At 64.5% G+C, this 12,083-nt stretch carries 8 protein-coding genes; 2 read left to right on the forward strand and 6 right to left on the reverse strand.

The genetic code is table 11. The annotated features are described in order from the left end of the window. Positions 1-733: 733 nt before the first annotated feature. On the forward strand, positions 734-3,466 hold the full coding sequence (locus tag HCN51_RS45680; protein ID WP_168018182.1) for a P-loop NTPase family protein: 2,733 nt from the start codon (positions 734-736) through the stop codon (positions 3,464-3,466). Positions 3,467-3,484: 18 nt separating this feature from the next. Here the strand turns inward: HCN51_RS45680 and HCN51_RS45685 are convergent, their stop codons facing one another. Continuing rightward, a complete protein-coding gene (locus HCN51_RS45685; RefSeq protein WP_206068652.1) occupies positions 3,485-4,108 on the reverse strand; it encodes a helix-turn-helix transcriptional regulator in 624 nt (207 codons plus the stop codon). Between the two features lie 253 nt (positions 4,109-4,361). Here HCN51_RS45685 and HCN51_RS45690 point away from each other — a divergent pair, with 253 nt between their 5' ends. Further along, positions 4,362-4,652, forward strand: coding sequence for a hypothetical protein (locus HCN51_RS45690; protein ID WP_168018183.1), 291 nt, complete (start codon positions 4,362-4,364; stop codon positions 4,650-4,652). 807 nt (positions 4,653-5,459) lie between these two features. Here HCN51_RS45690 and HCN51_RS45695 read toward each other — a convergent pair. The 5 genes from HCN51_RS45695 to HCN51_RS45715 all read right to left on the reverse strand — a co-directional run bounded on the left by HCN51_RS45695 (position 5,460) and on the right by HCN51_RS45715 (position 11,734). Further along, positions 5,460-5,654, reverse strand: coding sequence for a hypothetical protein (locus HCN51_RS45695; protein WP_168018184.1), 195 nt, complete (start codon positions 5,652-5,654; stop codon positions 5,460-5,462). A 286-nt stretch (positions 5,655-5,940) separates the two neighbouring features. Next, positions 5,941-6,867, reverse strand: coding sequence for an Rv1352/Rv1906c domain-containing protein (locus tag HCN51_RS45700; protein WP_168018185.1), 927 nt, complete (start codon positions 6,865-6,867; stop codon positions 5,941-5,943). A gap of 64 nt (positions 6,868-6,931) precedes the next feature. Then, positions 6,932-9,118: a stress protein gene (locus HCN51_RS45705; RefSeq protein ID WP_168018186.1), complete on the reverse strand. Its 2,187-nt coding sequence runs from the start codon at positions 9,116-9,118 to the stop codon at positions 6,932-6,934. After that, entirely contained in the window at positions 9,111-11,159 is a 2,049-nt protein-coding gene (locus tag HCN51_RS45710) for a DEAD/DEAH box helicase family protein (protein ID WP_168018187.1), read from the reverse strand. Before HCN51_RS45710 ends, HCN51_RS45705 begins: the two co-directional genes overlap by 8 nt. A gap of 2 nt (positions 11,160-11,161) precedes the next feature. After that, positions 11,162-11,734: a hypothetical protein gene (locus HCN51_RS45715; RefSeq protein ID WP_168018188.1), complete on the reverse strand. Its 573-nt coding sequence runs from the start codon at positions 11,732-11,734 to the stop codon at positions 11,162-11,164. Positions 11,735-12,083 lie beyond the last annotated feature (349 nt).

Below are 12,083 nucleotides of genomic sequence, written 5' to 3' on the forward strand. Positions count from 1 at the left end.
TCCCGGCGCGGTTCACCGGAAAGGACGTCATGTAGCGATGGAGACAGAGCCTCCTGGCGCGCCTGCTGCAGAAAATTCCTCCCACGAGAGTTCTGAAGTGCATCTGTTGGGGTAAGGCGCGACAACTCAGCCAGTACGCGAGCAGCCTACACTCATCTGTAATCAAGAGAGGGGTAGGCGAGATCCTCCTCCCTTGCGACATCTCGCACATGGCGAGTGGCGCGATCCCAATCCAGCTGCAGAGGTTCCTAGCCAGCGTCTATCAAATTTATGCAACTGGTTCTGCAGTTCCGGAGACCTCGTACTATGCTCCGCTATCTCAGCTGAGCCAGGCACAGCGTCCGGTGCCTGCGTCGCCGTGACTGTTTGGGCCGCCCAGCGCTCGCGGGCTGCGGACAGAGCCGCCACGAGGGCGGGGGCCCTCCTGGGGATCATAGTGGTGAAGCTATCGGGCGACGCTCGCTGGTGAGTGGCAGGAGAGCGGCGACCGCGAGCGCCTGCAAGACTCAGTGCGAGCAGGAAACATGGCCGCGCGTCTCTTGTGTTTTGGTCCATGCTACCGACGTTTTCGTGCGTAGACCAATTGAACTCAGGGTCCACCAGCCTCTCCATCACCTAGAAATGATTTACAGCGGTGGCATGAACCTGACTTTTCCGTCAGTGGGCATGGCGTGATGATGACGTGGTGGGGAAGAGGCGAAAATTATGGTGGGTAGCAGCCGTCGCACTTCTGGTGGCGGTGATCGCCGCGGGTAATTCCACGTTCGGGTGGAACATCCTGATCGACCCAAGCAATCCGAACGCCAAGTATCTGGGGGTCCTCAACCAGACCGTCGGCATCATCGGCGTCTTCAGCAGCATCGCCATCGGGCTGTACCAGATCCGGCTCAGCAAAAGGGCGGGCGGATCGGCCCCGGCCTCTGAAGGGCAGCCTCGACAGGACGGGTCCGGCGAGACCGCCCTCCCGTCCGCGCCCGTTCCACGCCGGAAGCCGGGCATCATCGACCACGGTGAAGACCTGGCTGATCTGCGACAGCGGCTGACCGGGAGTAGGTCGGGCATCGTCATCGTCACCGGCCCGCCGGGCATCGGGAAAGCGGAGCTTGTGGAGGAGGTGTTGTGGGAGTTGGAGCACACGCCCCCTGGGCCGTCCGGGCAGCCCGGGGTACGTGTCCTCCGCTGCGAGGCCGGCCCGGACATGGCTCCCGGCGCAGGCCTCGATGTCGGCATGCTGGCCGCCGCCGTCGGGAACCTGTCCGACGACGACGTAGCGTTACAGGAGGCGATCAGCTCCGACAGTCCCCCTCTCGACGAGCTCAGAGCCGCTCTGGAGAAGAGCGCAGGCGACACCCGTGTGATCATCGCAGTCAGGCACGCGGAGCACCTGCTCGACCCCGTGACCCGACAGTTGCGGGACCCTGAACTGGACGAGGCGTTCGAGGTCCTCACGAGGAACGACCAGGTTACGGTCATCGTGATCCTGATGACGCGGCACTCGCCTGAGCCCCTCGGACGGAGCACCTGGTCGAAGCTCCAGGAACCGATCAGCGTCAAAGGGCTCGATCGTCGTGACTTCATCGAGTACCTTCATCGCCTGCCCGCCGACGACACCGAGGTGTTCAAGGCGGTGGCGAAGCTTCACAGCCAACTCCGCGGCAACCCCCGCCTGGCCCAACTGGCCTACGCCGCCTTCCAGTCCGCCCGGCAGGAATCCAACGAGCTCCTCGCCGAGCTCAAAGACTCCAAGAGCGGTGATCGCGTTCTGGGCACCCTCATGCAGCACGTCATAGGCGGCCTCAAGCACCTGCAGCACCAGGTGCTCGAGGCCCTCGACGCGTACGACACTGCTGTCCGCGTCGACGCGGTGTGCGCCCTTGTCGTCGAGGAGCATCACGATCCGTATCCGGCCGCCCCCGTGCGCAACGCACTGGAGAAGCTGGTGAAAATGCACTTGGTCGTAAAAACGGCCCACGACGAATACCGCCTGGGCCTTTCGCAGACCGAACGGAAGTGGGCCGGCCTGCCGGATAAGAACAAACCCGTGAACGACAAGTGGCACAACCTGCTGCGCCGGGCCGCCTACGAGCTCCACGATCGGCGCGTCACTCCGCCACGTACCCTCGCGGACCTACGCCTCCATCTCGCCGAGCTCAGGGCCCTGCTGTGGGCGGGCGATCTGTGGGACCGTGCCTACAACCGGATTCACGATGACCTCGACCCGGAGTTGCGCACGCGGAACCACACGTCCCTCCTGCTCGAAGCGCGTGAGAAGCTGCGTGGCAAGCTCGGCAACGAGATGCGCGAGATGGCCAATCACAACGCGCTCGGCGAGCTGTATGCCTCCAAGAGCGACTTCCCCAAGGCCCACCAGGAGTTCAGCAAGGCGCTCGAGTACGCGAACGACCTGCGGAACCTTCCTCTCCGGACGGTGATTCGCGCTAACTGGGCCATGGTCTACTGGCGGAACTTCGAGGTCGAGACCGCGTACGGTTATTACGAGCTGGCCCGCGACGACCATGACGAACTGTCCCAGAGCAATCCAGAGGTTTACCGCGACCTGCTGCCGCTGCGGATGAACATCCTTGAAGGGCTGGCCGACTGCCATCGGCACTGGGGCGAGTACAGCGATGCGCTCCAATTCGCCGAGAAGGCCCGCGCCCTACCGGAGTCGACCGAATACCCGCACACGCCGGAGACACAGGGCCTCACCGTGCACAGAAGGGCCAGCATCGGTATGAAGCTGGCCTCTTGGCATGCCGAGCTCGGCGAGGATCGCATCACCGAGCAGATGGATGAAACCGTCCGAGCGGAGGTGAATGGACTCGGCCACGACTGGCTGCGGAGCGGCTACCTGAGCGGACACGCCTACCTCCTGGCTGGCAGGAACGCCAAGGAGGCGATAGAGGCTGCGGGACAGGCGGTGGAGCTCGCGAGCAAGTTCGCCGATCCCGTCATCTTGCTGCAGGCGCGAACCACCCTCTGCCTGGCCTACCTGAGAGAGCACGATCTCGACAGGGCCGCACGACAGGTCGAGGCGGCCATGCAGTACCACCGCTCTGGGGATTCGCTCCTGCCGCTCGCTCTCCAAGGGCTTGTCGCGGCGGCGGCCCCCAGCTCGGACACTGGTGGTCCCCGCGCGGGCGAGCTTTTCCAGCGCCTGCAGACCCAGGCCGAGGAGCGCCTCGATCAGGACTCGCACGATGTCGCGGCGTGGGACTTCAAGGGGTTCGCCGGCTGCGGACTGTTCCTGGACGGCCAGGGCGTTCTGAAGGATGCCATCGCAGCCTTCCACACTGCCCGCCACACTACCCGGGATGCGGCCAGGGTCAGGGAACCGACGCCTGGGCTGGTCGAGCAGTGGCTGTTCCTGCTCGAACGGCTGAACGCCTGTGGCCCCCGGCCGGGGCTACTGCAGCCGGTCATCGACGTTCTCGAAGCGACACAGCTCCATACCAGCGGATCATGAGCGAGGAGGTGAGCGGCCTCAGCGCCGGGTGCCTCCGCGAATCTCCGCGTCCTCCATCAAATCCGTGACGGCGGCGAGCCAGCCGCGTTCCTGCGCGCGGACGATCGCCTGGATCCGCGTGCTGACCCCCATCTCCCGGTAGAGCGTTTGCAGCAGCCGGAACATCGCGCGTTCGGAGTAGCCGACCCGCCCGGCGAGTTCGGCGACGGTGGCTCCCTCAGCGAGCTGTCGCAGCCATGACAGCTGTTGCGGACTGAGTGTCTCCGGGCTCGTCTCAGCCCGGTGCGCCCCAGTGACGAGTGCGGTGACCACAGCCGCCGGCAGCAGAGCCTGCCCGTCAAACGTCGCCTCCACCGTCCGCCGCAACACCACTGCTGTCACCTCGCGCGGCAGGACGGACCGGGCACCGGCCTGTACCGCCCGTGTCCCCAGCACGACGGACTCCTCCGCGATCAGCGCGATCACGCAGTGACCTCCGCCGACATCACGCAACCGCCCAAGGAGATCCCAGTCTTGTTCTCGTACGAGAGTCAGCAGCACCACGCCGCGCTGCTCCTGGCGCACCCACTCCAGCACATCGACTGGGGACTCGACCACGTGGCCCGCCGCGGACAGGACGGTGGCGACCCCCTGGCGATACATGGGTAGAGGGTCGACAACCGCTACGTGGACAGCCACCGGTGACAGGATGTCCCTTCTCCCACGGAAGCGGCACCAGCGGGCAGCAGATGCAAACGGGCTCCAGCCTAAGCATCAGGCTCGGCGGGTGCCCAGAAAGGCGAGGCGAATGGAGCAGGTTCCTGCAGCCTGTCGTCAGATGACCGCCAAGGAACGTGCATGGACCTGTGGCGTGCACCCTTCTTAGCGTCGGAGCCACCCACGCCAGGAGGTCTTCATGGACAGGAGTAACGCCTCGCTGTTCTACATGATTCATACCGACGGGCGAAACATGAACAGGTCGTTGCAGCCGACCGAGACGCTCGGTGTGGTCTGGGAGCGCGAGCGGCTGGCCATCCTGGAGCTCGCCAAAAGGCATCCAGACTGGACCCCGCAGGACATCAGAAAAGAGCTGATGCGATCAGAACGCGAAATGGTTCGCCAGCTCGGGGGCGAGTTGCTGCTGCGCCTGATCGAAGTGGTCACCGGCCAGAAAGGCCCAGGAACCAGTAGGATTCCCCTTCCTTAGTCCACAAGCGGCACTCGCTCGAGCCCGCCACGCCAAACGGTCACCCCACCTGGCCGGTCATCGGGATGTAGTGGTCGGACCCTGGGCGGTGTCCCTGACGCCGTAGCGCAGGTAGACCGCACCATCGCCGAAGCGCCGCTTGTCCATCAACTCCAAGTCGACGCGGACGTCCTCCGGGAGGAACGTGGCGCCGACGACGGCCGGTTCGACGAAAGGAGTACTCGTCTATCAGCTCAGACCGAATCGCCTGCGCCGCCCGACCGGACCTGGACACACCACGGCCCAGGTTGGCGCACCCACACCCGATGAGCGGGAACATCTTGCGTGGCTTTCGCCACGGCTGCTGCTCTGACCAGGCCATAACCGAGGCAGTGGCGGGCACGGAAGGTCGTTGTGCAGCGGCCGGTGTACGGACGATTAGCCAGGTACATACCGCCCATTCAGGTACACACTTGACTCCGTAAGCTCGAGCTCTCCTAAAGCGGGTGCCGCAGGTTCGAATCCTGCCGGGGGCACACACCTAGATCGGCATTTCAGGCCCTTGACCTGCGGTTTCACAACCGCAGGTCTTTTGCTTTGCGCCCTTGATAGGCAACCGACAGTGCCCGCATGCAGCCGTAAGACCATGATCAGGGGATATACATGGGATGATCTTGATAGCGTTTCCTCAGCTCAGACCCTAGATTCCCACCATCCCGTCCTCCGGCAACCACTACGGCCGCACCACACATTGGACGCCCGCCACGAGGGACCGTGCCAAATGCGTGCACAACCCCCTGTCCCTCCCGAAGGAACGCGGCGGTCTGTTCATGCGCTCCGGCGGCAGGCGGGGCGGGGCCTCGGCACGTCGTCCGCGCTGATCTGAAAGCGCAGCCCATCCATCAGATGATCAAGCTCATACGGGTCGTCGCCGACGCGTAACTCCGGTTGGGAAGGGCTGAATGAGGTCACCAGGCGCCAGTCGCGGGCGTAATGGAGGTCGTCCCTGTTGCTGATGTCCATACTGAGGCCGAAGGTCTCTCGACCGCCTGCGGTTATGGACAGCAGATGGCCGCAGTCGCCGCCTTGAACCGTTCGTCGGCCAGGAAACTCCACGGGGTCGTCCTGCTCGAGTGGCGGCCATCATCCCGTGATGACCTGACCCAAGGCCGCGCCCACGTCAGTCCGGGCGGAAGGAACGGCTCCGACTCCGCGTACACCAGCCGTGATGGAAACGGTCCATCACCCGATCGGCCACGCGCCTGACCCTCAGTGCTGCCAGCTGTGATGCCGTCACAAGACCAGAAGATCAGCCTTTCGTCCACGTACAAGTGCCGCTGAACTTGATGTAGGCGTCCGACTCCATGAGGGTCACAAAGCCCTGCCCACGCAGAACATCGTTGGCGATGATGCTGCCGATTTCTCCGGTCGCGTCCTTCAATCGGGAATAATAGCAACTATCACCACCAGCCGTACGATAGGTGCCTGGCTCGATCTCGCTTCCCACCTTGTACATGCCCGACGCGTACTTACCGGCAGGCGGTAATAGCTTGGCAGCGTCGACTGGTTCCCAGAGACAGTCGCCACTGAAATTGATGTACGCGTCCGTTTCTTGGAGAGCCACATATCCCTGCCCACGCAGGTTGTCGTTGGCGATGATGCTACCGATTCCGCCAGTCGCATCCCTGAGCCGAGAATAGTAGCAACGATCACCACCAGCCGTACGATACGTACCTGGTTCGATTTCGCTTCCCACCTTGTACATTCCTTCGCCGTATCCCGCCGTGGAACGTTCCGGTCTTGGTTGCGACGAAGTCTCTGGCACAACGGCCTGCGAAGTCTCTGGCGGCAGCACAGACTCTGCTTGGCTGGGCTGGGGTTGAGTAGGGAGAATCAGCCTCTCACGGCCGTCCTGCGAGACAACCGCGCTCGAACTCGGCTCGCTCAAGACACTGCCCCAGAGCACGGCTTGAGCGAAGAAAAGTATGACGGCGGAGACAGATGTCACCAAGCCCGTGACCGTGAATCCGGTACTCGTACGGCCCGCCATCATGGCCTTCACGGTCACCAACCCCAGGACCAGGCCGGTTAATCCCAGGGGAAGCGAAAGCAGCCCCAGGACGGGGATGAATCCGAAAAGTGTGCCGATGATGCCGAGCACCATGGCGCTGATGGCAAGCCCGTTCTGCTTCTGCTGGGGCATCGGCCCATAAGGGTCCGGATGGTGCATCGACATGGAGGTCCTCCTTACTTCACTGCTGCCAGGGCCGCGCTGCTTGCTCCCAAAGCTCTGAAGGGGCTCAGCGATGTGGACGCCCAGGAAAATTGCTGCCTGCACCGTTCCGCATGAGCACCTGTTCGATGGCCTGTTGATACGCGGACCATCCGCGCTCGCGACCGTCGGCCCAATCCCATTCGTGACGGTCTCCCCCGAATTCTTTGATATCAGGTGCGCGACCCAGGGCCTCGGCAATCTGAAGGTAAGTAACGCTGGCAGCGGCCAGGCGGGCTTTCTGGCGGCAGGAGTTCGCCAGCGGCGATCCCGGATTCTTCATGACCTCATCGAACGGCAGTCCGCCCAGAGCGGCGTAGACGGCATCAACGAAATCATGGGCGGCGCCGGGAAGGAGATCGACTCGCCGTGACGTGGCCGGTGCCCGTTCCCCGATGGCCGCGTAGAGGCCGGCCAGATCCCCGTTGAACCAGTGATTGGCCGCCGTGTCGGCGAACCGCGCGAACTGCTTGTACGTCGGGAGCTTGCCATTGGCAGCAACGAACTTGTTCAGCTCGTAGGAGACCTCGGTCAGCTCGCTCTTCCATCGGTGTTCGAGATATTCGGCCAGGTATCGATGGCTCCACCCCTGCCTATGACCCGTGATGATGTCCCTCAGTCTTTCGAAGCCGGCACGGCGCTCACCGATGATGACGCCCATGGAGATGCTCGTTCGGCCCGCGTTCGCGTTCTGCTGGTGTGAATACACCGGCTGGGGCTCCCCGAGATAGCGCTCGGCGTGTTCGAGTTCGTCGAAGAGACCGAGGTGGATGGGCGTACCGGCCTGTGCAAGTTCGTTCAGGTGACGACGGTAGTAGGAGCGCAAGCCCGAAAGGGGCGTACGGGAGGTCGGACCCTCACAGACGAACCAGGCCGTGAGCGCGACACCGTGCCAGAATGCGGCGGCGACGCCCACGGTCTCGGCCATGAGCCGGTGCGGGTAGGGCTCGCTCACAATCGTCTCCGGCCAACGCGGGAGGGTAACGCCGTCCCAGAGGCGATCCACTTCCTCAACCAGATCTGGGGACAAGAGCCAGCGGTAGAGCTGCCGGGTGGGGCCGAATCCGGCTCTGATCGCGTATGGACCATCTTCGACCAGACCCCACAACGGATGCATGCCGGGTGCCTGGCGGGCATGGACGGCGTCGAATTGCGACCACCATCGCCGTAACACGTCGACACGCTGCTCCACGGGAGACACAGAGCTCCCCTGGCCCAGGAAGGCCGCGAGCATGGCTTGAACGTCGCTGACGTCGATACCCTGCTGAGCCGCGACGGCTTCGGCCTTGGCCGACCCGCCGACGAACAGCTTCGCCTCTGGCAGAGCGGTGACGATCTCTTCGCCCGACCCTGGAGGCATCTCCACATAATCCAGGTAGGACAGCCAGTCACCACCGAAGTAGGCGCTCAACACCGGCTGAAGGGCCTTGGTGAGCACCTTGCGCGCCAGGGGTGTCCCGCTCCGCGATTTCTTCAGTGTCGCGCTGATCAGCGCCTGGATGCGTGCGGCGCGAAATCGTGCGGCCACCTGGAGCGGATCGGCCCTGGTCAGCTCATCGAGCAGAGCAAGTCTGGCCCGTACCTGGCCTCCACGATCAAGGCGGCTCCAGCCCGCACCGTAGACGAAGACGCGGCTCTGCGGGGTGGGGGCCAGGCCCATGGTGGCGTACCTGGCCGTGATCTGACCCCAGGTCTCCTCCTGCTCCGCGCCTGGCTTGGACGAGCCAGCCGCCCGGACCGTGATGGGCGCCATCAGGTCGTCGAACAAGGGAATGAGCAGGCACCATGCCGCCAGCGCATCCGGTGCGGCGCCGAGATGCACGCGGGCCACCTCGTTGGTGGCGAGCGTCATGGCGTGCCAGGGATAGTGGCGAAGGTGTGCGGGCAGGTTGAGTACGCCCGCCTTGAGGGACATCTGCTCGGTCAGGTACCAAGCGCCTCTTTTCTGTTGCTTAGAGAGGCTGTACATCTCCCGTACGAGCCCCTGTTCCTCCCGGCTCAGGCTGCTCAGGGCCAGGGTGTCGTTGTTGCTGGAGCCCTGCACTCCTGTGACAACGGATACCGGGCGGTGTCCCGCAAGAGCGATCGAGAGTACGTTCGCCACCAGCTGATCGAGCTCCGCGAACCTCGAGCTCCGGCCGGTGTCACGTTCCAGGCGCAGGAACTGGCCGGGCTCCGCCGTCGCGAGCGCGGATGCGAACGGGTGCTCACCCATGGGTGCTCCTCATGACCGCCACGAACTGCTCGAACGGTCGTGGTTCCGATGTTTGCGCCACATATCTGGCGTAGGCCTGGGCCATCGCATGCAGCCGCCGCTCCTCCACGCGAGCCTCGATGCTCACCGGCGTGTGCAGGAACTGCTCGCGCGTGTCGCCCTCCTCATGGACGACGCTGGCCCGCAGACGTTCTTCGGCTGGCCATCCGCCCAGCGAGCTGCCGCCGCGATCGGGAACCGGCGCGTCGCCGAAGTCGTCGGCATCGGGCGGGCGAGGATCCATGTCGTTCTCGACCCGCAGGGTCTCGAGGTGCTCATCAAGGCCGAGCTCTCCGTGATACACCAGGTCGAGATGCTGTTCCTGGCGTCGCGCACGGAGCTCGGGATGCTGTACGACCCGGATGCCGCGTCCCACGAGCTGATAGAACTCGCCGAAACTGCCGTAGGGCCGCATCGGGACCACGATGGCGATGGGCGGCAGATCGTAGCCCTGGCCGAGCATCTTCATCTGCACCACTGCTTGCAGCGTCCCCGCTTCGCCTTCGTAGCGGGCCCTGACGGCGGCGATCTCGGAGTCGGACATGGAGTGGTGCAGCACACTGGCGGCAATGCCGTAGGCGTTCGCGATGCGTGCGACCTGCTCCGCGTGCCCCTTGCCCAGGGCGGCGAACAACACCCGGGGACGGACAGGCGCGAGGGCCCGGATCTGAGCCGCCAGACATCTTCTGACGCTCTCCATCACCTTGCGTATCGGCTCCTCCGAGGTCGCGGTGATCCGAGCGACCTTGCGCTCGTCCGCCAGAACCTCCAGCAAGGCATCCTTGCCGACGACGCGCTCGCGCAGGCCGTCCGGCCAGAGGATCTCGTATTCCGTCTGTCCCACTTCCGGGCTGAACCGCTGTGCACGCAGGTGCTTGGCGTGCCCGTCCGCGATCGAATCGATCAGCCGGTAGCGATAGACCACGTCAGCGGTCACCGGTCGTCCGTCACCGCGGCTGAAGCAGGCCGACATCAGCAGCCGACGGGCATGCGGGAAATACGCGAAGAGCCGCCGGTACGACTCCGCGGCCGCGATATGCGCCTCGTCGACCACGATGAAATCGATGTCGTCCGGGGCGAGTTTGCCGAGCAGCCCGCTCTCCCCATCACCTTCGCTGAGAGAGTGGAAATTCGTGACAATGACTTCGGCGCGTAGCAGGCGTTCCCGGGAAACGGCGCGAATGGCGCCCTGCGCTCGGTCGAGCACCTCGACGACGGGCGGCCGGAGGCCGGAGATGAGAGGGCCGCCCGGAAGCGTGAACAGCACGTTGCCCGCCGTCGACGCGTCGAGCGCCCGGGCGAAGGTGCCTCTGATCACCCGGCCCGGTGTGACGATCAGCGCCCGTCGCCGGGCGAAGGCAAGCGTGGCGGCTACGCCCAGCGCCGTCTTGCCGGCACCCACGGACATCACACAGGCGGCGTTGATCTGCCCCCGCCGGTAGTAGTTGGCCAGCGCCACAATGGCCTCGCTCTGACATTGCCGCAACGGCTCCAGAGTCAGGCGCTCCCGTACCTGGTCGAAATAGTGCCGTTCAACCACCTGTGGCCGGGCGGGGGGCGTGATGATCGCCAGTGGGGTCGTGCCCATGTCGTCAGGGACCGGAACGATGGGCTGCGCGATGAGGTACGTCGCCAGTAGAGGGTCGTCACGGAGAACGCGCTGGAGTTGCTCGACGCACAACCTGGCGTCTCGGCGGATCATCTCGTACGAGAACCGCAGCACGGTATAGCGCAAGCCGACCAGGTGATTCTGCCGGATCCTGTCGTGCAGGAAAGCCGTCCTGTCGCTGTGGTACGCGAACCCGTCCAGCTCGATCGCGACACGCAGTCGTGACCCTGTCAGCAGAAAGTCCAGGCGATAGTCATGTCCATCGGCCGTCACCGGGTGCTGCCCGCTCACGTGCTGTGCGATCCCACTCGTCGCTGCGAAGCTGAGCACCCACTTGACGAAGGCGTTCTCAAGAAATGAGTCGCCCCGGATCAGATCGACCAGACGGGCCACCTTCACTGCCCCTCTGCGTCGAGTGCGGCCACTTTCGCCTCCAAGTCCGCGCGCCGGTAACTCTCCCCGAACCGCTGGGCCCGTCGGCTCACCGCAACGGCATCGCGAAGCGCGCCCTCGGTCTCCAGAAGCTTCATCCAGACCTCCACGGACGCGAGCCGAGCAAACCCTCGTGTCAGATCCGCTTCGTCAATCGCGACAGCATGCGGGACCGCCTCTATCAGGCCGAGGTCGAGGGCAGCGAACACCTCAACGGATTGCAGCCCCTCGGGCGCCGGCCGGCGCCGCGACCACAACTGCTTGATGGCGCCCTGCAAGAGGAAGTGGTAGTCCGACGCGGTGCCCGGAAGTTCCACTCCTTCCCACACCCAGCGAACGAGCCCGTTCGTATCCATGTGTCCGATGTCGGCGAAAGCCCGGCGGTGTGCCGGAGAGCCACTGCTATCACCCTCCGGAGTCGGCCAGTACAGATACCGGGAACCGCGCTCCTGGCGAGGCCGTACATGAGCATCCGGCAGCCGGGAGCGGTCGATGTCAGGGCTGCCAGCGAACCGCATGCCGGAGATGTCCGCCATCCGCGTGTACCACCGTGTCACCGGCCTCCCCCTCCGCCAGCGTCTGAGCAGTCAGCGAGAAGATCATCGTCCGAAAGGCGTCAAGTGTTACGGCGGCGGCAACCTTACCCGCCACCCAGAGTGCGTTGGGAGACCTGTGTCCGGTGTGATGTTGGGGGCGGCGGCAGCTATGCGACACCGCCCGCTCTCGGCTATCCGCTCGTGGTGACTTCTCACTGCCAATCACTTGATCACTGTTTTACCTGGTCAATGCCTGGTCTGTGGCGGGAAGAGCACGAAGTTGGCGCTCGTTCCTTGGATTTTGGTGTGCCCGAAGCCCGAGCCCTGCTTGGCATACCCGTTGATGCAC

The organism is Nonomuraea composti (genome assembly GCF_012034275.1).
Classification (GTDB): domain Bacteria; phylum Actinomycetota; class Actinomycetes; order Streptosporangiales; family Streptosporangiaceae; genus Nonomuraea; species Nonomuraea composti.

Excerpts from the sequence above, each read along its gene's own strand:
- HCN51_RS45700 (WP_168018185.1), bottom strand. The coding sequence starts at position 6,867 with ATGTCGATGCACCATCCGGACCCTTATGGGCCGATGCCCCAGCAGAAG.
- HCN51_RS45685 (WP_206068652.1), bottom strand. The coding sequence starts at position 4,108 with ATGTATCGCCAGGGGGTCGCCACCGTCCTGTCCGCGGCGGGCCACGTG.
- HCN51_RS45690 (WP_168018183.1), top strand. The coding sequence starts at position 4,362 with ATGGACAGGAGTAACGCCTCGCTGTTCTACATGATTCATACCGACGGG.
- HCN51_RS45715 (WP_168018188.1), bottom strand. The coding sequence starts at position 11,734 with ATGGCGGACATCTCCGGCATGCGGTTCGCTGGCAGCCCTGACATCGAC.
- HCN51_RS45705 (WP_168018186.1), bottom strand. The coding sequence starts at position 9,118 with ATGGGTGAGCACCCGTTCGCATCCGCGCTCGCGACGGCGGAGCCCGGC.
- HCN51_RS45695 (WP_168018184.1), bottom strand. The coding sequence starts at position 5,654 with ATGGACATCAGCAACAGGGACGACCTCCATTACGCCCGCGACTGGCGC.